At 44.1% G+C, this 22,503-nt stretch carries 16 protein-coding genes; 11 read left to right on the top strand and 5 right to left on the bottom strand.

Translation table 11 applies throughout. From position 1 onward, the window contains the following. Nucleotides 1–32 precede the first annotated feature (32 nt). Nucleotides 33–752, bottom strand: coding sequence for a pyridoxine 5'-phosphate synthase (locus FHS68_RS04130; protein ID WP_167267474.1), 720 nt, complete (start codon nucleotides 750–752; stop codon nucleotides 33–35). Nucleotides 753–1,103: 351 nt separating this feature from the next. Here FHS68_RS04130 and FHS68_RS04135 point away from each other — a divergent pair, with 351 nt between their 5' ends. The 6 genes from FHS68_RS04135 to nadB all read left to right on the top strand — a co-directional run bounded on the left by FHS68_RS04135 (nucleotide 1,104) and on the right by nadB (nucleotide 7,504). Further along, nucleotides 1,104–1,553: a GatB/YqeY domain-containing protein gene (locus FHS68_RS04135; protein WP_167267476.1), complete on the top strand. Its 450-nt coding sequence runs from the start codon at nucleotides 1,104–1,106 to the stop codon at nucleotides 1,551–1,553. Continuing rightward, the gene (locus FHS68_RS04140; protein WP_167267478.1) at nucleotides 1,550–2,083 is read left to right on the top strand and encodes a CvpA family protein; all 534 of its coding nucleotides are present in this window, start codon (nucleotides 1,550–1,552) and stop codon (nucleotides 2,081–2,083) included. Before FHS68_RS04135 ends, FHS68_RS04140 begins: the two co-directional genes overlap by 4 nt. A 99-nt stretch (nucleotides 2,084–2,182) precedes the next feature. Continuing rightward, on the top strand, nucleotides 2,183–3,235 hold the full coding sequence (gene rlmN, locus FHS68_RS04145; protein WP_167267480.1) for a dual-specificity RNA methyltransferase RlmN: 1,053 nt from the start codon (nucleotides 2,183–2,185) through the stop codon (nucleotides 3,233–3,235). Nucleotides 3,236–3,317: 82 nt separating this feature from the next. Then, a complete protein-coding gene (locus FHS68_RS04150) occupies nucleotides 3,318–4,739 on the top strand; it encodes an inorganic phosphate transporter (RefSeq protein WP_167267482.1) in 1,422 nt (473 codons plus the stop codon). A 165-nt stretch (nucleotides 4,740–4,904) separates the two neighbouring features. Next, complete coding sequence (nadA, locus tag FHS68_RS04155) at nucleotides 4,905–5,900, top strand: quinolinate synthase NadA (protein WP_167267483.1); 996 nt, start codon at nucleotides 4,905–4,907, stop codon at nucleotides 5,898–5,900. Nucleotides 5,901–5,929: 29 nt separating this feature from the next. Continuing rightward, on the top strand, nucleotides 5,930–7,504 hold the full coding sequence (gene nadB, locus FHS68_RS04160; RefSeq protein WP_167267486.1) for an L-aspartate oxidase: 1,575 nt from the start codon (nucleotides 5,930–5,932) through the stop codon (nucleotides 7,502–7,504). 5 nt (nucleotides 7,505–7,509) lie between these two features. Here nadB and FHS68_RS04165 read toward each other — a convergent pair whose 3' ends face one another. Further along, nucleotides 7,510–8,859 (bottom strand): vanadium-dependent haloperoxidase, encoded by a 1,350-nt coding sequence (locus FHS68_RS04165; protein WP_167267488.1) that lies wholly within the window; start codon nucleotides 8,857–8,859, stop codon nucleotides 7,510–7,512. 572 nt (nucleotides 8,860–9,431) lie between these two features. Here FHS68_RS04165 and FHS68_RS04170 point away from each other — a divergent pair. From FHS68_RS04170 to FHS68_RS04185, 4 genes are all read left to right on the top strand, one after another. Further along, nucleotides 9,432–12,569: a SusC/RagA family TonB-linked outer membrane protein gene (locus FHS68_RS04170; RefSeq protein WP_167268717.1), complete on the top strand. Its 3,138-nt coding sequence runs from the start codon at nucleotides 9,432–9,434 to the stop codon at nucleotides 12,567–12,569. A gap of 12 nt (nucleotides 12,570–12,581) precedes the next feature. After that, nucleotides 12,582–14,462, top strand: a complete 1,881-nt coding sequence (locus tag FHS68_RS04175; protein ID WP_167267490.1) for a RagB/SusD family nutrient uptake outer membrane protein — start codon at nucleotides 12,582–12,584, stop codon at nucleotides 14,460–14,462. Nucleotides 14,463–14,555: 93 nt separating this feature from the next. After that, nucleotides 14,556–17,945: a VCBS repeat-containing protein gene (locus FHS68_RS04180; protein ID WP_167267492.1), complete on the top strand. Its 3,390-nt coding sequence runs from the start codon at nucleotides 14,556–14,558 to the stop codon at nucleotides 17,943–17,945. Continuing rightward, nucleotides 17,929–19,239, top strand: a complete 1,311-nt coding sequence (locus FHS68_RS04185) for a vanadium-dependent haloperoxidase (protein ID WP_229211760.1) — start codon at nucleotides 17,929–17,931, stop codon at nucleotides 19,237–19,239. Before FHS68_RS04180 ends, FHS68_RS04185 begins: the two co-directional genes overlap by 17 nt. Before the next feature lie 18 nt (nucleotides 19,240–19,257). On the opposite strand, the gene FHS68_RS04190 is transcribed toward FHS68_RS04185, so the two are convergent. Together FHS68_RS04190 and FHS68_RS04195 are read right to left on the bottom strand one after the other, a co-directional pair. Continuing rightward, a complete protein-coding gene (locus tag FHS68_RS04190) occupies nucleotides 19,258–20,007 on the bottom strand; it encodes a patatin-like phospholipase family protein (RefSeq protein ID WP_167267494.1) in 750 nt (249 codons plus the stop codon). Nucleotides 20,008–20,016: 9 nt separating this feature from the next. Continuing rightward, complete coding sequence (locus FHS68_RS04195; protein WP_167267496.1) at nucleotides 20,017–20,859, bottom strand: MBL fold metallo-hydrolase; 843 nt, start codon at nucleotides 20,857–20,859, stop codon at nucleotides 20,017–20,019. A 255-nt stretch (nucleotides 20,860–21,114) separates the two neighbouring features. On the opposite strand from FHS68_RS04195, the gene FHS68_RS04200 reads away from it, so the two are divergent. Continuing rightward, nucleotides 21,115–22,263 carry an FAD-dependent oxidoreductase gene (locus tag FHS68_RS04200; protein WP_167267498.1) on the top strand — a complete coding sequence of 383 codons (1,149 nt, stop codon included), beginning with the start codon at nucleotides 21,115–21,117 and terminating at the stop codon, nucleotides 22,261–22,263. 3 nt (nucleotides 22,264–22,266) lie between these two features. Here the strand turns inward: FHS68_RS04200 and FHS68_RS04205 are convergent, their stop codons facing one another. Continuing rightward, nucleotides 22,267–22,449: a hypothetical protein gene (locus tag FHS68_RS04205; protein ID WP_167267500.1), complete on the bottom strand. Its 183-nt coding sequence runs from the start codon at nucleotides 22,447–22,449 to the stop codon at nucleotides 22,267–22,269. Nucleotides 22,450–22,503: the final 54 nt, after the last annotated feature.

Genomic DNA, 22,503 nt, shown 5'->3' on the forward strand with positions numbered 1-22,503 from the left:
TTGCCAGGTCTTGAAGACCTTGTAAGTCTGAGTTACAATTCCAATTCCCGCAGATACATCTGGACCGTATTTTCCAATCCAAGATATAATGCATCAGAAATCAATGCGTGGCCGATGGAAACTTCATCCAGCCAGGGAATGCTTTGTTTTAAAAAATGCAGGTTATCCAGACTCAGGTCATGACCGGCATTTAACCCCAAACCTACTTCTTTCGCTTTGTCGGCGGCATGGATAAACGGTAACACGGCTTTTTGGCGATTTTCAAAATAACCGGCGGCGTAAGGTTCCGTATAGAGTTCAACTCGGTCGGCCCCGCAGATTTTTGCTCCCTCCACCATGCGCGGATCAGGATCGACGAAAACTGAAACCCGGATTCCGGCGGATTTGAATACGGCGATCAAATCGGTCAGTTCAATTCTGTTTCCAATCGTATCCCAACCAGCATTGGACGTGATCGCATGCAAAGCATCGGGAACAAGCGTTACCTGATCAGGTTTGTTGGCAAGTACAAGCTCCACGAATTTCTTCTCAGACGGATTTCCCTCGATGTTGAATTCGGTGGTTACCACTTCTTTCAGATCAAACACATCCTGATATCTGATATGCCTTTCATCAGGCCGCGGGTGAACCGTTATGCCTTGTGCCCCAAACCGCTCGCAATCCAACGCAACTTTCAGGACATTAGGATTATCGCCTCCCCGAGAATTTCGGAGGGTAGCAATCTTATTAATGTTGACGCTTAGACGGGTCATGGTTCAATGAGTGAATGAGTGAATGATTGAATGATTGAATGAGTCCGCCGTGGAACGGGAGTGATTGAATGATTGAATGAGTCCGCCGTGGAACGGGAGTGAGTGAATGAGTGAATGTGTTGCGGTGTGTATTTTGTGTGATTCGTTTACCTTTGCAGGCTCAGGAGCAAATTTAACATTAGCATTCAGAATTCATTCATCTAAGAACCAATATTCCCGCTCCACGGCGGACTCATTCACTCATTAACACGCACTCAAAATTCAATCATTAACATTCACTCGTTCAAAATTCTCTCATTCTCTCATTCTCTCATTCTCTCATTCACTCATTGAGTCATTCAACATTAACATATGTCACTTAAAAGTCAGGTCGAATCAGGTATTAAGGACGCCATGCGGGCCAAGGATCAGGATACGTTACGTGCTTTGCGCGCAATAAAAGCGCTTATTTTATTGGATGAGACCAAAGGCGGAGGCAGCGGGGAGCTAACTTCTGATGACGAGCTCAAACTTTTAACCAAAGCGGCGAAACAGCGTCGTGAATCGGCAGACATTTATAAAGCACAAAACCGCCCTGATCTTCTTGAAAAGGAAGAAGCGGAATTGGCCATTATCGAGCAATTTCTTCCTAAGCAATTAACCGAAGATGAAATCAAGGCTAAATTACAGGAGATCATTTCAAGAGTTGGTGCCGCAGGACCTTCCGACATGGGAAAAGTGATGGGAGTTGCGACCAAAGAATTGGCGGGGCAGGCAGATGGGCGTGTAGTTTCCACATTAGTTAAGAGCTTGCTGGCATGAAGCTATTGGATGTGCTCATCCTTATTCCCTTGCTTTGGGGCGCATTGCATGGCTACCGCAAAGGACTGCTGATAGAAATAATCGGAATCGCAGGCCTTGTGGTAGCCATGATCCTAGGGTTCAAATTTCTTGGTTTAGGGATGGAAATCCTTACACCCTATTTCAGTGATGGTATGGCCAAAAAGATCTTGCCTTACATTGGCTTCTCCGTCATTTTCTTTCCTACTATTTTCCTTTTAAATCAATTTGGCTACGCGATCCGGCGCACGCTTAGGTACTCCATTTTAGGCACATTCGATAGTTTTGCCGGAGCAGTAGTGGGAATTTTTACCTGGGTATTTGGTATCAGTGTCTTCTTCTGGCTGGTAAATATGATTGGTGTCAAAATCCCCGCCTACCGAACTGACGATACCTTTCTTTATCCGCTGGTTATTCCAGTCGCACCTAATGTGATTACAAAAGCATTAACCCTGATGCCCAAAGGAACAGACCTGATCCGTGAATGGAAGCGCGAATATCTGGATGATTGAACTTTCAAAATCCAGGCAGGGTTAAACTTTCATTATTGAGTTTCAGTACCTTTGCTGAAAAATGGGTCAAGTACAACCTGTATTTGGCAAAAAAATAAAATGATCGAAATACAAAATAAGCAGGACATCCGGAAGCTGGATATCGGCCAGATCAAAAGCTGGATGGCCGATCATGGGGAGAAGTCTTTCAGGGCCAAGCAGATCTATGAATGGATCTGGAAGAAATCGGCGAATTCATTTGCCGAAATGACCAATTTGTCCCTGGGAACCCGCCAATTGATGGACGAGCACTTTGTAATTCACTCCATGGATGTTGCCAAGCAGCAGCAAAGCAATGATGGTACTATCAAATCCGCTTTTCGTCTTTTTGACGGAAACCTGGTAGAAGGAGTGCTGATACCCGCAGCCGACAGAATGACTGCATGCGTGAGCAGCCAGGTAGGTTGCTCGCTTACCTGTAAATTTTGTGCTACCGGCTACATGGACCGCAAACGCAATCTGGAAGCCGGAGAAATATATGATCAGGTGGTCGCGATTGCTCGTCAGGCAGAAGGAAGTTTTAAGGCGCCGCTAACCAACATCGTGTACATGGGAATGGGCGAACCTCTGCTTAATTATTCCAATGTACTCAAATCCATAGAACACATAACCTCCCCGGAAGGGCTGAATATGTCGCCTAAGCGCATTACCGTCTCCACGGCGGGTATTGCCAAAATGATCAAAAAGCTGGGGGATGATGAAGTCCGCTTTCGACTTGCACTTTCGCTGCACGCGGCAAACGATGCAAAAAGGAACCAGATCATGCCAATCAATGAATCCAATTCACTGGATAACTTGGCCGAAGCATTGAATTACTTCTATCAGAAAACAGGCAACCGGATTACATTTGAATACATCGTTTTTAACAATTTCAATGATACATTGGAGGACGCCAAAGAACTCTGGCAGTTCTGCAAGCGTGTTCCGGCCCGGGTGAACATTATTGAGTACAATCCCATTGCGGAAGCAGATTTTAAGAACACAGAAGCTGACCGGCTTAATAAATTTGCAGCTTTTCTGGAAGACAGAGGCGTTTCGGTACACGTACGCCGCAGCCGGGGTAAAGACATTGATGCAGCTTGCGGGCAGCTGGCGAATAAGGAAACTGCTTGATTAACTGCTTAACAATTTGTTAATATACCTTCGAGCAAGAATAGGTAGCTTTGCGTCGCAATAAATAAACCTTTCTTCATTTATGTTTGGTCTTGAAACCGACATTTTTCTCCTCCTCGCTTTTAGTATTTTAGCGGCCTGCGCATTTGAGTTTGTTAACGGTTTTCACGATACGGCCAATGCAGTTGCGACGGTTATTTATACCAATTCATTAAAGCCAAATATCGCCGTAATATGGTCCGGTTTTATGAATTTTTGCGGTGTGTTTCTGGGCGGTATTGCAGTTGCCATGGGTATCGTAAACCTTTTGCCCGTCGAACTTCTGATTGACCAGAATGTTTATCATAGCGCCGCAATGGTTTTTGCGCTTCTTTTAAGTGCGATTATCTGGAACCTGGGTACCTGGTATTTTGGATTGCCAAGTTCGAGTTCGCATACATTGATTGGTTCCATTCTTGGCGTAGGGCTTGCATTCACCTACATGCCCGAAAATTCGCAAGGTACAGGGGTTAACTGGGCCAAAGCGGAAGAATTGTTCATGTCATTGCTATCATCCCCGATCTTTGGGTTTGCCCTTGCAATCATCATCATGTTCATTTTGCGGAAACTGCTCGCTAAGCCGATACGTGATGTTATATTTAGTGAGCCTAAGAAAAATCAGCCGCCTCCTATGTGGATTCGCGCTATTTTGATCACCACCTGCACGCTGGTCAGTTTTTTCCATGGTAGCAATGATGGACAAAAGGGCGTAGGGTTGGTTATGTTGATCCTGATCAGTATTGTACCCGGCCATTTTGCGATAGATAATACCAAAGATCCGGTTCAAATGAAATCCGACCTGATCGGTATAGAGCAGGCAATCAGCAGAATTGATTCTTCGCGTTTATCCGTCTCCGATCGTTTGCACCTTCATACCATCAAAAACGAAATTGTTACGCTGAATGCACAGATTAGTAATCCGCTGCCAAACCATCGCCTCCCGCAGGAACAGCGTATGAATGCCCGCCGCTCTCTGTTGCTGATCAGCCGAAATACCAAAACTATCCTTGATAATGGACAAGCCAATCTCAATACGACCGACACAGCACTCCTGAAAATGCAATCCGGAAGCGAAACAGGTATCCGCAGGTACACCGACTATGCGCCTGACTGGGTGATCCTGATGATATCCCTTTCTCTCGGCCTGGGTACGATGGTAGGTTGGAAGCGCATTGTGGTCACAATTGGCGAGAAGATTGGTAAACAGCACCTTACTTATGCCCAGGGAGCTTCTGCTGAGTTAGTTGCAGCGAGCACCATTGGAGTTTCTTCTTATATGGGTCTGCCAGTGAGTACCACACACGTGCTGTCGTCTGGTATTGCAGGATCCATGGTTGCCAGTAAGGGGATCAAAAACTTACAAGGAGGCACAATCCGCAATATTGTGATTGCCTGGGTATTAACCCTGCCTGTAACAATGGTTTTGTCAGGAACCCTCTACGTATTCTTCCGCTGGATTTTTTAAAATTCAGAAATAGACTATGATATAAGGGCCGTCAGGATATAACTGGCGGCCTTTCTTTTAGCCGGTATCGCCGCACTTTCTTTCAATTTCATTGGTTTTAATATCGTAATTTCGGCACTGGGTCGCAAATTTATACGGTCAATTAAAAGCCAATTATTCACCATAATGACAACGATTGAAGCGCAGGTAAACCGCTACGGATATGTTACCGAGGCGATTGCAGAAGATATTGATTTGGTTGCTGAGATCAACCGGTTGAAAAAGGAGAAAAACGCAGTTATTCTCGCTCACTATTATGTGGATTCTGAAATTCAGGATTTGGCAGATTACATTGGCGATAGTCTGGGGCTTTCTCAGCAGGCTGCTGCCACGGAAGCGGATATGATCATCTTTTGTGGAGTCCATTTCATGGGAGAAACAGCCAAAATTCTAAGCCCCGATAAAAGGGTGATCATCCCGGACCTTAATGCAGGCTGCTCACTTGCGGACTCCGCACCGGCCGATAAATTTGCTGCATTCAAAGCACAATATCCCGATCACATTGTGATCAGCTATATTAACTGTTCTGCCGAAATTAAGGCACTGACAGATATTGTTTGCACATCATCCAACGCACTTCATATTGTTGAAAGCCTTCCGAAGGACCAGAAGATCATTTTTGCTCCTGATGCCAATCTGGGCAGATATGTTGCGCATAAAACGGGAAGAGAAATGGTTTTGTGGGATGGCGCGTGTATTGTGCACATTGATATTTCCCGCGAGAAACTGAAAACGCTTCGTGACGAAAACCCGGACGCGTTGCTTATTGCGCATCCGGAATGTAAAGAGGATATCCTAAAACAGGCTGATTTTGTGAGTTCAACCACGGGCCTTCTGCGATTTGTAAAAGAGTCGGATCACCAAAAGTTTATTGTCGCGACAGAAGCAGGCATTCTGCACAAGATGAAGCAATCTGTTCCGGACAAGAAGCTGATCCCTGCTCCTGGCTCTGACAACAATACCTGCGCATGTTCCGAATGTCCGTATATGAAAATGAATACATTAGAAAAGGTATATAAAGCCCTTTATTTCGAACAGCCGGAGATATTTGTGCCAGAAGATATCCGGCTTAAAGCTTATGAATCCGTTGCACGAATGCTTGAATTAAGCAAAGGGATCTGATCTGACATCAATTATAATTTTCTGACTTTATGCCCCAATTTGATTTCCTGATTATAGGCTCCGGGATCGCCGGACTTAGTTACGCTGCCAAGTTAGCCCGGCATTTTGACGGTCTGAAACAAGCGGTTTCTATTGCCGTCATCACAAAAGTTCAGGCCGACGAGACGAATACGAAATACGCACAAGGCGGAATTGCGGTGGTTTGGGCAGAATCAGATTCGTTTGAAAAGCATATCCAGGATACGATGGATGCAGGTGATGAAGTCAATAAAAGGAATATTGTTGAAATAGTGGTCCGTGAAGCACCGGAAAGAATCCAGGAATTAATCGATTATGGAACGCGCTTCGATAAGGAAAGCGGAGGGGAATACGATCTTGCAAAAGAAGGCGGTCATTCGGATCACCGGATCCTGCATTTCAAGGACATTACCGGAGCCGAGATCGAGCGGGCGCTGCTGGAAGAAGTTAACTTGCACAAGAGCATTCAGGTTTTTACACATTATTACGCGGTTGAACTTATTACGCAGCATCATTTGGGTGAAACCGTTTATCGTTATCGGGAAGATATTAAGTGTTTTGGGGCATATGTTTTGAACAGGCAGACGGGCGAAGTAGAGAAATTCATTGCGAAAACGACCATGCTGGCAACCGGCGGCATTGGCAATATTTATCAAAGTACAACCAATCCAACCATCGCCACAGGCGATGGTATTGCGATGGCGTACCGTGCAAAGGGCATCTGCGATAACATGGAATTCATCCAATTCCACCCTACCAGTTTTTATCAGCCCGGGCAAAAGCCTTCGTTCCTGATTTCAGAAGCAGTAAGGGGATTTGGCGGCATCCTGAAACGTGCGGATGGAAGCACGTTCATGGAAAACTATGATGACCGGCTGTCGCTTGCTCCCCGTGACATTGTAGCTCGCGCTATTGACTCAGAAATGAAGAAAAACGGGGTAGATCATGTTTACCTTGATGTGAGGCATTGTGATTATGAGAAATTTCTAGAACATTTTCCAAATATCACGGAATATTGCCTCAAACAGGGCGTCGACATTCGCACGGATATGATTCCGGTCGTACCAGCGCAGCATTATATGTGCGGAGGGATCAAGGTGAATGAATGGGGTAAAACGAATATCAATTTTCTGTATTCTGCGGGCGAATGTTCCTGTACCGGATTGCATGGTTCCAATCGCCTGGCCTCCAATTCATTGCTCGAAGCAGTCGTATTTGGCCACCGCGCTTATGAAAGTACGATTTCAAGTTTCGAGGAAGCTAACACGCCGGATGATATACCGGAATGGGATGATTCGGGAACGACACATCCCGAAGAGCAAGTACTGGTAACGGAAATGACCCGGGAACTCAATGCTATAATGTCCAACTATGTAGGTATCGTTCGCACTGACCGACGGATGAAAAGAGCATACGACCGCTTGCAGTTATTGCATCAGGAGCACGAGGATCTTTATCGGGAATCCAAAGTTTCGGTTGCTATTTGCGAGCTGAGAAATATGATATCCGTTTCTTACCTGATCATTAAGATGGCGATGGCAAGACGGGAAAATATAGGATTGCACTACAATTCCGACCACGTCTGATACTTCTAATTTTTGGCGAGCACATTCCGGTTCTTACGGGTAATTGCTTTATTCCATACATTATTACCAATTTTTTGTCCCAGGTGCGTTCCTTCCGTTACGCCGTCCCTGTAATGGATGCCGCCGTAAACCCTGCTGATCGAAGCATCCCAATAGGCTTCTTCAAATGATTTGAAGGATTTCACACCATGCCCATATTTCTTTTCAGTGGTATCGGTGAAGGCAATGTTGTTTCCCATTAAATGCGTTAACACTGTTCCGCAGGCCGCCGAAATTGAGCTGTGCCCGCTTACATATTCGGGAAATGCAGGTGTTTCCAGAAAAGGACGCCAGTCGGGAGCCCAATTGTTGTTGATAACAGTTTCAGGACGTATCCTGACCGTTCTGTATTTTTCATCCCAGCAAGCCACAAATGCGTCAAATATGGACAAAGCTCCTAACGTATATGCTTCTGTCGCTTGCATTAAATTGAGTTTTTTATCCGTAGTAACCGTTTTGATAATCGCAAGCCAGTGTCCCGCGGGAGTCATTTTCTTATTGGCGAACATAGCGTGGCCCACCACATTGGTCACAAAAGCATTATCATCCCAAAAGTATGCTGTTGCCTTTTGATCTTCTGAGAGGTTGTTGCCGATATCAAACACTTCCATAGCCAGTTTCATAAAAAGACTGGCTTTATCAAGGTCGTATTTGGCAGGAGGCGGGCATCTGAATTGGGTTACAGAATCGAGCGCGAAGGGTCTTACCGTATTCCACATGGGCTCACAGGCATCCGCGTAAGCAGGTGGTGTAGGCACCCAGGTACCGGGTGAATTTGTCACCGTATAGCGATAACCGCGAATTTCCTTATAATGGTCTTTTGAAGCATAACCGAGAACATGTTTTGCGACTGAATCACCATAAGCCACCGATCGCAAGTACACGTCCTCCGGTATTCCCATATCCTGATATTTGGCAAATAAACCCTTTTCATAATCATCCCACATGTTTCCAGAAAAGGTCAAAGTGCGGGCTACTACGGTGAAAGCCTTGATACTTGCGAGTGGAAAACAGTAAGCCAATGAAGAGTCTGGTTTCAGGGGCTTTTTAAACTTAACTAATTGTTCTCCAAGTGATTGATATTCTGGATAACCTGGTACGAGGGCCTCATACGCTGCTAAGAATGAGTATCCGTAGATCCGGCTGGCAACCGGTGGCTTGAAAATATCATGAATAATTACGTCTGTTAACTGCGTAGTGGTTTCGTGAAATAATTTGGGGTCTGAAGCTTTGGAATTGTATTCTCCCGGCGAAAGATCTTTTTTACAACCGTAAAGAATTGGTATCAGCAGAAAGGTAAGTAAACGCAATTTCATCCGTGAACGCAGACTGGTTATTTGACAAATAATAACGAAGATAAGCAAGAAATGGTTACACCACGAATTATGCATTAAACATTGATTTAATGTAACTTATAGGTAACTAAATGGCTAAAATAGCCTATTTATTGCCTTACTTATTGTTATTTTTTCAGAATACATATTCATAAATCGAGAATCCTTTCATTTGTAAAATATTTGATATCTTTTTGTACAATCAAGTGAGTATATCTATAGGTTTGGGACTTATCCTACAAGTTTGTGAACATAATAAACCCAATTGTGTAAAATATACACCCTTCGCGCTCTGATTTAAATTGATACGTAACTCAACCCCTAAAAAACACTATATGTAAAAACTTTCCAAACTAGATCTTTTTGACTATTTGACGGGCTTGTATCGGATGAAGCCAATGTCTGACTCTACGTTCCGTGCTTATACAGTTAAGCAAAAATTTTACCATTACTCATTTAACTTTAATTTTTAATCTATGAGAATTTCTACTGGATGGATATCCCGTGTCACTGCGCGAGGTATTTTTTCCCTTAGTCTGATCCTGGCAACTGTCATGATTTCACATGCGCAGAATGTTGTTAAGGGCAAGATCAAGGATGAGCAAGGACAACCGCTGCCAGGTGTCAGCGTCGTTGTGAAGGGTACCACAGCGGGTACCGTTACAGACAATGAAGGTGTTTACTCTGTAAATGCGGAGAAGAGCAGCACACTTGTATTTTCATTTATCGGATACCTAACCCAGGAACTGGAAGTGGGCAACAGAAATGTCCTCGACATCGCACTGGTTTCTGACACAAAGGCTTTAAGTGAGGTAATCGTTGTAGGTTATGGTACAGCAAAGAAAGCGACCTTGACCGGCTCGGTTGCAGCTGTTAAAGGTACTGAACTAGAAAAAGCGCCTGCGGCGAACCTTTCCAATACATTGGGTGGTCGCTTGCCTGGTATTTCTGCCGTTCAGGCGAGTGGGGAACCTGGAAATGATGGTTCGGCGATTCGTATTCGTGGTACTAACTCATTGGGTAACAGCAATGCGCTGATCGTTGTGGATGGCGTACCAAACAGAAGTGGTGGTTTGGACCGTATCAATCCTGCCGACATTGAAAGTATCTCTGTATTGAAAGATGCTGCTGCTGCCATTTATGGTTCACGTGCAGGTAATGGTGTAATCCTGATCACCACCAAACGTGGAAAAACAGGAAAACCACAACTTTCCTATGATATGAATTTCGGGGCGTCACAGCCAACCCGTACGCCTGAAATGTCCAATGCCTCTGAATATGCTACCATCCGTAATGAACTGCAGATCTACGACAACCTTCCTGTTGGTGAGTGGAACGGCGCATTGGCAGGTTTTAATAGCACTGGCAGCTACACCAGAAAGGACAACGGAAACGTGATCAATGCAGTTTTCAAACCAGAAGATTTGCAGAAATTCAGGGATGGTTCTTCACCATTGCTTTACCCTAATACTGACTGGTACGGTTCAGTGATCCGTAAATGGGCGCCGCAACAACGCCATAATGTTCAGCTGACGGGGGGTAGTGAAAACATTAAATACCTGGCTTCCCTGGGTTATATTAATCAGGAAGGCTACTATAAAAACACGGCAACTGCTTATAAGCAGTATGATATGCGTATCAACCTTGATACAAAGATCAACAAATACATTACCGCAAACTTGGGTCTTACATTGCGTGAAGAAGATCGCAATTTTCCAAGTGGTGGCAATGATGCGGGTCCGATCTTCCGAATGCTGATGCGTGGTAAACCTACTGAAATTGCAATATGGCCAAACGGAAAAGCGGGTCCTGACATTGAAAATGGTCAGAACCCCGCCGTTATCACGACAGGTACAACTGGTTATGAAAGAGACAGGAGAGACTATATTCAAACAAATGGAGGTTTGGAAATTCAGATTCCAGGCGTTCCCGGTTTGAAAGTCAATGTAATGGCCGCCCTGGATAAGCAACACCGTCGGCAGAAAAACTTCGAAACTCCCTGGACTTTGTTTTTCTGGGATAAAAAGACTTTCGAGGCTGATGGCGTTAGCCCTTTGTTGACCGGAACCGTTCGTTCAACATTCAAAGATCCACGTTTGACTGAAAGTGCCTCACAGGAATTGTCAATTCAGTTAACCGGACAGGTTTCTTACGAAAAATCGATCGGAGCGCACAATTTCAATGTAATGGCTGGTGTTCAGCGTGAAAAAGTCGATGGCGACGGTTTCAATGCTTTCCGCAGGTATTACATTTCTCCGGTTGTTGACCAACTTTTTGCAGGTAATGCATTAGAACAAAATATTAACAACTTCGATTTGTTCAGAAGGGCCCGTTTGAGCTACTTCGGACGTGCAGGCTACAACTTCAAAGAAAAATATCTTGCTGAGTTCCTGTGGCGTGTAGATGGATCTTATGTATTCCCGAAGGAAGGCCGTTTTGGGTTTTTCCCTGGGGTATCTGCGGGATGGCGTGTATCGGAAGAAGATTTCTGGAAGAACAATATCCGTTTCATGAACAACGTAAAAGTGCGTGCTTCATGGGGACAAATGGGTGCTGAGCCTTACTTCCTGAACACTGAAACATTAGCCGAATACCAATACCTGTCCACCATGGGCTTTGGTAGCTACGTTATCAATGATCAGGTTGCTAAAACTTTGCTTGAATCGCGTGTCGCCAATAAGGCATTTACCTGGGAGGTTGCGAACAACTCCAACTTCGGTATTGAGGGTACATTGCTGAACGACAAACTTTCATACGAATTTGACTATTTTATCAATAACAGGTCAAACATCCTGATCCCAAAAGTGGGTTCTACACCTTCATCTGCCGGTATTGACGGAAAACTTCCTCCTCAAAACCTTGGAAAACTTCAGAATAAAGGTTGGGAATTCAAAGTGAGCTACGATGGGAACATTGACGATTTCAGATATTCTGTCAGCGTGAATGGAGGTTATGCTAAGAACCAGATCAAATTCTGGGATGAAACGCCGGGAGCTCCTTCTTACCAGAGATCAACCGGAATGCCTTTCAACTCATTCCTTGTGTACCAATTCGACGGTGTGTTCAGAGATCAAGCGGAAATTGATGCCAATAAAATCGATTACTCGCCGATTACAGGAAACCTGAGACCAGGTGATATGAAGTTCAAGGATATCAATAATGATAGCAAAATCAGCGCAGATGACCGTACACGTACTGAAAAAGTACAACGCCCATATTTTACCGGCGGTGCGTCTATCAACCTTGGCTACAAAGCATTTGACCTCTCTGTTTTATTCCAGGGAACGTTGGGCGGACTTCAGCTAATAGGTCTGACAGAATCCGGCGATATTGGTAACTATCTGAAATATGATTTTGATCACCGCTGGACAATCGACAACCCTACTGATAAATACCCACGTTTGACAAACCGTAACAACAGATATTACACCAATACAGGACAAGCTGGTATTAATGATTACTTCCTGAAAAGCAATAACTATCTACGTGTTAAGAATATCGAGCTAGGCTATAATCTACCGTCGGAAATTGGATCGAAAATAGGTTTGAGCAAATTCCGCCTGTATGTGAATGGACTGAACCTCTTCACCTTTGACAAAATCAAAGTTTGGGATCCGGAATCTACTAACACAAGCGGGCAGTATTACCCACAGGCAAGAATCATCAATGCTGGTTTACGTGTAGCATTTTAACGACTAAAAAATATGAAATTGAAATATAAAAGTATAATCCTGATTGCTTTGGTGACTGCCGGTGGCTTGTCGTCGTGCGATACTGAATTTCTGGATGTCACGCCGCCTACCGAAATTCCGGGTGATGCGGTGTGGGCAGACGGAGCACTTGCAGAGGGTTTTGTTACAGGTATCTACGCTGGATTGCAGCAAGGCGGGTTTTCTGAGCAAATGCTTGCCTCACTTACTGATGAGTCCGTATTTACCCATACCGGAAGGAATATCAACACAATCAACGAAGGCAGTTTGAGCCCTTCCAATCTGGGTTGGGTTGATGACACTTACGGCTGGGGCCCTATGTTTACGCGTATCCGTGCAGCAAACCTTGCTATTGAAAAGTTAGGTACGGCCACATTTGCCGATGCAGTGCTGAAAGACCGCCTGAAAGGGGAAGCATATTACATGAGGGCCTATTACTATCAGCAGTTGGTTCGCTACTATGGCGCGGTGCCCCTGATCAAAAAGGTTTATGCGCTGAACGAAGACTATTCGATACCACGCAATACGTATGATGAGAATATCAAATCAATGGTTAGTGACCTTGATAGTGCAGCTCTGTTACTGGAAGGAAAGGCAGCTGTGAAAGGACGTGCAACCAAAATAGCTGCATTGGCGCTAAAATCACGTATTCTGCTTTATGCGGCAAGTGATCTGCACGACATTCCAACGGCAAAAGCGAAATCTACGGTAATTTCTGGTTATGCAAATCCTGAATTCCTGGGTTATTTGACAGGAGACCGGGCCGCACGCTGGACAGCTGCCCAAGCCGCCGCAAAAGCTGCTTTGGACGCAAGTAACGGTGGCTACAAGTTAAATTTGACCGCCCCTGCTTCCAAAGCTGATGGCCAGTCAAATTACCTTTCGATCGCTATGGCGGGTGCAAGTGCGGATAAAGCACTTGATCCGAGCGGAGCAAATGAACTGATTTTTGCGAAATATTTTACCGCAAGTCTTGGAGAAGGTGCACGTCAGACCGGCTTGAATAATGGCCCTAATGGATACCATAACTGGGCCGGTAATACGCCGATCGGAACATTGGTTGACGATTACGAAATGATGGACGGAACTCCGTTTTCATGGACAAACCCAGTGCACAAAGCAAATCCGTATGTAAACCGTGATCCTCGCTTCTACGCAACGATTATGTATGACGGGGCTCCATGGAAACCGCGTCCTTCCGATGCGAAGGATCCAGCAAACCAAATCCAAACCGGAGCATATGATCTTCTGGACGACAAAGGGGCGCTGATCAACCGCAAAGGACTTGATACCCGCAGCAGTTCCATTGAAGACTGGAATGGTAGCCGTACTGGTTACTACATGCGCAAGTTCATCGATCCAAACCCTTCGCTTTACGATAATACGGACCGTCAGAACATTCCTTGGCCTTTCCTTCGGGTTACCGAAGTTGTGTTCAACTATGTTGAGGCGAGCATTGAATTAGGTCAGGAAGCAGTTGCGCTTGAATGGCTTAACAAGATCCGCTTTCGGGCAGGTATGCCGGCATTGAAAGTTACCGGGGCCGCTTTGAAGGAAGCTTACCGTCATGAAAAGCGTATCGAAATGGCTTACGAGGAACAACGTTATCACGATGCTCGTCGCTGGATGGTGGCTAAGGAAACCCTTGGAAGGCCTTTACAATACATCAATGTGATTGGTAAATTCAAACCGGGCAAGTCATTGAAGGAGCCGTATAGGTATGATACCACAATCTACGATTACACTTACACTCCGGTGGAAGAGAAATCACATGAAAACCGTACGTGGGTGGACAAAATGTACTTCCGTCCGTTCAGCCGCGACGAAATCAACCGGAACGCGAAGCTGCTTCAAAACCCAGGCTACGACAAATAGTTGTCATTTAATGGTTAATTTTACTGAAACTATGTCTTCGCTAAGAAGGCATAGTTTCTTTTTTCTATCGCATTTTAATTTTCGTGCTTTTATATGAAGCGAATGAAACCCTGGGTAACAGGAAATATAGTTTTGGTCATTTTTTTGTTATTCATCAGTTGTAATAAAAATGACAAGAAGGAGGATGAGAAGAAAAGTAACGGGGGGCCACCGCTTTTTACGCTATTATCTCCGGAACAAACTAATATAGATTTTGCCAATACGCTTACGGAAGGGTTGAATACCAATGTCCTGATGTACGAATATTTCTATAATGGCGGCGGGGTAGCAGCAGGTGACGTCAATGGGGACGGGCTGGATGATATCTACTTCACGGGCAATATGGTTTCTAATAGGCTTTACCTGAACAAGGGAAAGATGTTGTTTGAGGATATTACCACAATTGCAGCAGTAGGCGGACGTGAAAAACCCTGGAAAACGGGTGTGACCATGGCGGATGTGAATGGGGATGGAAAATTGGATATTTATGTGTGTTACTCCGGCAATGTGTCCGCTGCAAGTCTTAAAAACCAGTTATTTATTAACAAGGGAAATAATGCCGGCGGAGTACCTCAGTTTGAAGAGCTAGCCGAAAAATACGGTCTTGCAAATCCAAGTAACAGTACACAGGCAGCTTTTTTTGATTTTGATAGGGACGGAGACCTCGACATGTTTCTTCTTAACCACAATCCGAAGGCATTACCTATCCTGGATGAGGCCAGCACTGCAGATCTGCTTTCAAAGGATGACCCTGTCACCGGCGTGAGGCTTTTCAAGAATGAAATGAAAGGCTCGGGTGATCCTGTTTTTACAGATATTACGCAAAAAGCAGGCATTCAAAGTTCACCGCTTACCTATGGGCTGGGAATTGGTATAGCGGATGTGAACCAGGACGGCTGGCAGGATATGTACATCTCCAATGATTATTCCGTTCCGGATTTTTTATATATAAACAACCAAAACGGCACATTTACGGACGCCCTGGATAAGGGAATGGGACATACCTCCCATTTTTCAATGGGAAATGACATTGCTGATTTCAATAATGATGGTCTGCCTGACATTTTCACACTGGATATGTTGCCGGAAGACAATCGACGACAAAAATTGCTGGCAGGACTGGACAATTATGAATTGTTCGAGTTCAATGTAAAAATAGGTTTTCACCATCAATATGTCAGGAATATGCTGCAATTGAATGAAGGAATCGGCAAAGGTTCGAAAACACCGGTTTTTTCTGAAATTGGTCAGCTGGCAGGTGTTTCCAATACCGACTGGAGCTGGGCGACGCTTTTTGCAGACTATGATAATGATGGCTGGAAAGACCTTTTTATTACCAACGGCAATCTTCGGGATTATACCAACCTGGATTTTGTCAAATTCATGGGTGATCATTTAAAGCGGATTGAGGGGCAGGTAAAGCGGGAAGATGTGTTGGAACTGGTGTATAAGATGCCGTCATCCAACATGAAAAATTATCTTTTTCAAAACAAAAGAAACCTTACATTCAGCAATGTAGCGGATGGATGGGGATTGGGAGAAATTTCAAATAGCGGTGGCGCAGCCTATGCCGATCTCGATAATGACGGAGACCTTGATCTGATTGTCAACAACATCAACAAGCCTGCTTTTATCTATCAAAATGATGGGGAAAAGCTTTTAAAGAACAATTTTCTGAAAGTGAAGCTGGAAGGAGAGGGGAATAATAAATTTGGCATTGGAGCGAAGGTTACCATTTACAGAAACGGTTTGAAACAATATCTGGAACAAATGCCGACACGCGGATATCAGTCAAGCGTTTCTCCGATACTGCATTTTGGCTTGGGGAAGGAAAATGTGATCGATTCTTTGTCAATTACATGGCTCAGTGGTAAAAAGCAAAAAATGATTAGTCCCAAATCAAACCAGCAGATCTTATTAGCCGAGCAAAACGCAAGTCGGGGAAACGCAAAAGTCAATGTATCGCCTTCGGTGTTCACAGCAATTAAATCACCCATTGCATTTAATAGTCCGGCTATCCGGACAAATGATTTCAAACGACAACCGCTACTCATCAATCCCATTTCCTTTTCAGGTCCTTGTTTCAAAAAAGGGGATATTAATGGTGACGGACTTGATGATGTATTCGTCGGCGGAGGTTCAGGAGCAGCAGCAAAACTTTATATCCAGCAAAAGAATGGCTCTTTTTCGAATAAGCCGGTTGTTGCATTTGAAGCGGATAAGCAATGTGAGGATACAGACGCCCTATTTTTTGACGCGAATGGCGATGGCAGTCAGGATCTTTTCGTTTGCAGCGGCGGATATGCTAATTTTTTGCCGGAGGATCCGCTTTTGCAAAGCCGACTTTATTTGAATGACGGGAAGGGCAATTTGATCAAAAGTGCCAATGCATTACCTAAAATGTTGACTAGTACAAGCTGCGTGCGGGTTTCGGATGTAAATGGGGATCAGAAGCCAGATTTATTTGTGGGCGGGCGGGTTATTCCAGGCAGATATCCGGAAACGCCCAGAAGCTACATACTTATTAATGATGGAAAAGGAAATTTTTCGGATCAGACTTCAAAGCTGGCTCCGCAAATTGCGGAGATTGGTCTGGTTACCGATGCCGCCTGGACAGATCTGAACAAGGATAGTAAGGCTGACCTTATCATTGTGGGCGAATGGATGCCAATTACAGTAATGATCAATGTGAATGGGAAGCTTGAAAATAAAACGACCGATTACTTTGACAAACCTTTTAATGGCTGGTGGAACAAAATACTGGCGGAGGATTTGAATGGAGATGGTAAAACTGATCTGATCATCGGCAATATGGGATTAAATACCCAATGCAAAGCCAGTGACAATGAGCCTGTTGAAATGATTTACAAGGACTTTGATGATAATGGTTCAATCGATCCGATTATGAGTTTCTACATTCAGGGCAAGAGCTATCCGTATGTTACTCGTGACGAAATGCTGGATCAGATGAGCATTATGCGTACCAGGTTTCAGGATTATAAAAGTTATGCAGATGCTTCCGTAAAGGAAATATTTACCTCAGAAGAATTAAGCGGTGCCAAAGAATTGAAAGCAAACTATCTTAAAACGGCTTATTTTGAGAGAAGTGGCAGCGGTAAGTTTGTCGAAAAGCAATTGCCATTACAAGCCCAGGTATCTCCCGTTTATACGATTACATCGCTCGATTATGATTCTGACGGGAATAAGGATTTGCTTTTGTGTGGAAATGTAAGCAAGGCGCGGTTAAGATTTGGTAAATATGACGCCAATTATGGGGTTTTATTGAAAGGAAATGGAAAAGGGCAGTTTAATTATATAAATCAGAACACATCAGGATTCGGATTGAAAGGAGATGTGAGAAGTGTTGTGCCTATTGGTGATAAACTGTTATTTGGAATTAATCAGCAGGAAGTTAAAGCATATCAAATTGGTAAAGTTCGCTAACGTTCTTTTTGTAATCGCGGTCATTTTTACGTTTACGGGTTGCAAAAAGACTCCAAAAGATAATAAAGTCAGTCCTGAAACGATCGGGCAAGTTACCCTCCAAATGACGGATGTGATGGTGCATGATGTCACCAACCCGCCGTTGAGTGCCCGTTTTTTTGCGTATGCTTGTTTAGCAGGTTATGAGGTAATAGCACAAAATGATTCTGCTTATAAAAGCATGAATGGTATCCTGAATGATTTTCCGGTGATTTCAAAACCTGAAATTACTGATTACTCCATTCAATTGACCTCCGCACTGGCCATGCTGGAAACCGCGAAGAAAATGCAGCCCTCGGGCTCGCTTTTGCAGAAATACCAGGATAGGCTGATCGATTCATGTCGTACAATCGGGTTTAGTGATGAGGTGATTGTAGGTTCACAGGAATATGCTTTGGAGATCAGTAAGCAGATTCTGAAATATGCAAAAGCAGATAAGTACAACCGCATCAGCAACTTCCCCCGATACGAGCCAAAAGGCACGCCGGGAGCTTGGTACCCTACACCTCCGGGCTACTTTCCGCCTGTCGAGCCATATTTTAAAACGGTTAGACCATTTACGTTGGACTCGTCATCTCAGTTCCAGGTAGCACCGCCCGTTGCTTTTTCGGAAGATAAAACTTCGGGTTTTTTCAAGTTGATGAAACAGAATTATGATGATAAAAAGGAACCGGAACATCGCGTTATGGCTGCTTTTTGGGATTGTAATCCTTTTGCATTGGAGAATAAGGGACATCTATTGGTCGGAATGAAAAAGATATCTCCCGGTGCACATTGGATGGGAATCACAGCGATTGCCTGTAAGCAGGGAAAAACTGATTTTGCCAGGACGCTACTAATAAACACCTCTGTCGCCATCGGATTAATGGACAGTTTTATGGCTTGCTGGGACGAAAAATACCGAAGTAACCGGATTCGCCCGGAAACGGCTATCCGCAAATACATTGATCCGACCTGGAAACCGTTTTTACAAACCCCACCGTTTCCCGAATACCTCAGCGGGCATTCCGTAATATCTTCGACCTCTGCTGTTATTTTAACCCACTATTTTGGAGATAATTTCGTCTATACTGATACAGTCGAAGAACGGTTCAATCTCAAACCGCGAAAGTTTAAATCGTTCCTGGCAGCCGCTCAGGAATCGGGCATGTCACGTTTTTATGGTGGCATCCACTTTATGGATGCCATTGAGAATGGTCAGAAGCAGGGAATAGAGATTGGGAATTGGGTGATTGGGACTTTGAATAAAAAATAGCTAACCTAGTCAAGACAGTTAAATCAGTGTATGATCCAGCATATTAGTAGTATAGTTATATCCAACCTCGTAAAGCTGTCTGGCCTTCCGAAAGTCGAAAATGCTAAACTGGCTGAGCTCAGGCGGCTCAATCAGAAGGTTGCATTTTTTAAATCTTTCCCTTGTTTTGCCGTGCATTGCCAGGATCAGGCTGCGATATATGATTTCAGTGGTTTTTTTTAATGGTTTATCAAGGTTGAATGGATTGCAATGACTGCCAATAATGTAGTCGACTTCATTGGAAATGTTTTCGACCGGAAGGTTGTTCAACACCCCACCATCAACCAAGTCGCGATCTTGTAACCGGATTGGGCTAAAAAGTCCGGGGATGCAGCATGAGGCCAGCAGCGGCAAAGCCAGTTCTCCATTTTTGAACAAAACTTCTTCTCCTAAGATGATATCAGTCGCATTGATTACCAGTGGTATCCTTAAACATTCGAAAGTATTTTCTGGAATGTATTTGCAAAGAATGTCTTCAATGCGCCGTATTTGTAAAAGTCCGTTTCCGCCAAAGCCTGGCCTGATATAGGGATAAAATTTCGTTTCAACGATTTTATTGAGAATTTCCTCAGGCGTATATCCATAGGCGACCATTGCGCCGACAAATGCACCCGAACTTGTTGCGCTGATCCGATCAATCGCAACGCCCCGTTCCTGTAATGCTTGGATCACGCCAATGTGTGCAATCCCGCGCGCACCACCTCCGGACAAAACCAAACCTATTTTCATTCAGTGATCTTAAATAACTTCATTGAAATCTCCTTGTAATTTGATCCTCACGCCTTTCTCAGTGTTTTCGACCAATGCTGCTTCGCAAATCGGATCATGTTCAAAAAACAAAATGTGCCCTTCGTTTGCGGCATTTTGAAGCACCTCTTGTTTTTCAACCATAGTTTGCAGAGGACGCATGTCATAACTCATAATCCAGGGAATTGGAATATGAAATGATGAAGGAATCAGATCGGCGGCATATATTATCTTTTTGCCTTTGTAGCTGATGACGGGCAGCATCATTTGCTCTGTATGGCCATTGACGAAAATAAATTCAATGTTGTCGAATGGAGAAGATCCTTTTGCAACAAATTTCAACTGGCCTGACTCCCGGATCGGATTGATATTTTCTTTGAGGAAAGAAGCTTTTTCTCTTGGATTGGGATTCTCTGCCCAATTCCAATGCGCTTCATTGGACCAATAGGTAGCATTTGGAAAAGTGGGGTTCAACTGGCTGCCGTCCCGGTTAAATTGAACAGCGCCACCCACATGATCGAAGTGCAAATGCGTGAGTATAACATCCGTAATGTCCTCAGGTTCAAATCCTTTTTGACTTATTGAAGATAGTAACGTGGCGTCGCCATGCAGGTCATAATGCCCAAAGAATTTGGCATCCTGCTTGTTCCCCATCCCCGTATCAATGAGAATCAGCTTATCCCCATCTTGAATGAGCAAACAACGCATAGCCCAGCTGCAAAGGTTTTTCTCGTCTGCCGGGTTTTGTTTGTTCCAAAGGGATTTGGGTACAACGCCGAACATTGCGCCGCCATCGAGTTTGAAAAAACCAGTATCTATTACATTTATATTCATCGGGGAAAGGGCATAAAAGGATTTGGTGAGTATGGCGGCTACTGCATTCTAACATAGCAATATTTTTTGACCTTTAAGTAAAAGCGCTATTTTAACTTAATATCATGAAATAGTATAATGAAAGGCAAAAATTGTATTTATAGCTAAATTTTGAAATATTGTTTTGAGACATTGCATTGAGGCAGTATAAAATTTGCAAACATTAATCTTCCTAAGTAATTTTCGATTGAACCATTCTTTTCTCCAACCAACTTAATGAACCGTAGAAATTTCTTCGAAAAAGCAATTCCGGCAAGTGTTGCCCTGGGTGCCATAGCAACATCATGTGTACCTAAAACCCAGCTGCAATATCCTGACAAGCATTTCCATATCAGTCGTGGATATCATCAGATTCCGAAATTAAGGCTTTCGATGGACCGGATTGTCAAAGAAACGGTGGGTTTACGGCCATTCCGTGCCTCGGGCCCGAGACTGGATGTGGAGCAAATGGGAAGCAAAACAATTGTGCATAATTATGGTCATGGTGGAAGTGGCTGGTCGCTTTCGTGGGGAACCGGTAACATTGCCAGGAATAATGTTTTGAAAACAGGGGAAAAGAAAATCGCTCTGTTGGGTTGTGGAACCGTCGGCATTGCAACAGCCAGATTATTGCAGGAAAGTGGATGCGAAGTAACGATCTATACAAAAGATGTCCCGCCAAACATTACCAGTAATCTTGCCACGGGTACCTGGTCGCCTGCATCGCGGGTTTGCGACAAAGCAATAGCAAAGCCCGAATTTAAGGCAATTTGGGAGGAAGCGACGCGGTTTTCATTCAGGCGTTTTCAATTCCTACTGGGCATGAACGACATTGCCTGCTGGGCAGAAGAATTTGGGGTTTTTAAAGAAACTCCGGTTTATACGCCGGGAGCAGGCGGAGAGGATTTTGAAATAGAAGGCCTGATTCCTGAACGCATTAAACTCGAAGCGAAAGAACATCCTTTCAATGCAGCCCACGTCACCAGAAGGTCGAACATTATGTTCAATATTCCGACTTACCTGAGACATCATTTACAGGATTTCACCATGTTTGGGGGAAAGGTGAAGATTCAGGAAATTAAGAAATTGGAAGATATCGATGCATTGCCCGAAAAAGTGATCGTTAACTGCATGGGCCTGGGCGCTAAACCGGTGTTCAATGACCAGGAACTAACACCAGTTTCGGGTCAGCTATCCTGCCTGATCCCGCAAAGTGACATCAACTATAAGCTTTACACCCAGGGCGCTAACTTTATTTCCCGCAAAGATGGTATTTACATTGGAAGCAACGGAATCGTCGGAAATTGGGATACTACTCCAAGCAAAGAGCAAACCGAAAAAACAGTTGGAATTTTGATGAAACTAATGGCGGATATGAAAGGATAAATCCTACGCCTCTTTCAAGTGATATCTCCTGCGGATTTCGTTGATCAGGAATTTCTTATGAGCAGTGAAGCTTTCCGGATGCATGGTTAGAAACAATCCTTCCCATTCCAAAAAACGCGGCGCATCAGCTTTTTTGAACGCTTGGGCGTCTATCTTTTTTTGTATCAAATATTCGTCGAATTCCATTACAGCGATTTTGGTTGCAATATATCAGTTAAAAAGTATTTGGTACTTATAGTT

The sequence above is a fragment of the Dyadobacter arcticus genome, assembly GCF_011762185.1.
Lineage (GTDB): Bacteria > Bacteroidota > Bacteroidia > Cytophagales > Spirosomataceae > Dyadobacter > Dyadobacter arcticus.

Bases quoted from the DNA above. Each gene is read 5' to 3' on its own strand.
- FHS68_RS04150 (WP_167267482.1), top strand. From the start codon at position 3,318: ATGTTTGGTCTTGAAACCGACATTTTTCTCCTCCTCGCTTTTAGTATT.
- FHS68_RS04140 (WP_167267478.1), top strand. From the start codon at position 1,550: ATGAAGCTATTGGATGTGCTCATCCTTATTCCCTTGCTTTGGGGCGCA.
- FHS68_RS04175 (WP_167267490.1), top strand. From the start codon at position 12,582: ATGAAATTGAAATATAAAAGTATAATCCTGATTGCTTTGGTGACTGCC.
- FHS68_RS04180 (WP_167267492.1), top strand. From the start codon at position 14,556: ATGAAGCGAATGAAACCCTGGGTAACAGGAAATATAGTTTTGGTCATT.
- FHS68_RS04200 (WP_167267498.1), top strand. From the start codon at position 21,115: ATGAACCGTAGAAATTTCTTCGAAAAAGCAATTCCGGCAAGTGTTGCC.
- FHS68_RS04190 (WP_167267494.1), bottom strand. From the start codon at position 20,007: ATGAAAATAGGTTTGGTTTTGTCCGGAGGTGGTGCGCGCGGGATTGCA.
- rlmN (WP_167267480.1), top strand. From the start codon at position 2,183: ATGATCGAAATACAAAATAAGCAGGACATCCGGAAGCTGGATATCGGC.
- FHS68_RS04195 (WP_167267496.1), bottom strand. From the start codon at position 20,859: ATGAATATAAATGTAATAGATACTGGTTTTTTCAAACTCGATGGCGGC.
- FHS68_RS04165 (WP_167267488.1), bottom strand. From the start codon at position 8,859: ATGAAATTGCGTTTACTTACCTTTCTGCTGATACCAATTCTTTACGGT.
- FHS68_RS04130 (WP_167267474.1), bottom strand. From the start codon at position 752: ATGACCCGTCTAAGCGTCAACATTAATAAGATTGCTACCCTCCGAAAT.
- FHS68_RS04205 (WP_167267500.1), bottom strand. From the start codon at position 22,449: ATGGAATTCGACGAATATTTGATACAAAAAAAGATAGACGCCCAAGCG.
- FHS68_RS04170 (WP_167268717.1), top strand. From the start codon at position 9,432: ATGATTTCACATGCGCAGAATGTTGTTAAGGGCAAGATCAAGGATGAG.
- nadA (WP_167267483.1), top strand. From the start codon at position 4,905: ATGACAACGATTGAAGCGCAGGTAAACCGCTACGGATATGTTACCGAG.
- nadB (WP_167267486.1), top strand. From the start codon at position 5,930: ATGCCCCAATTTGATTTCCTGATTATAGGCTCCGGGATCGCCGGACTT.
- FHS68_RS04135 (WP_167267476.1), top strand. From the start codon at position 1,104: ATGTCACTTAAAAGTCAGGTCGAATCAGGTATTAAGGACGCCATGCGG.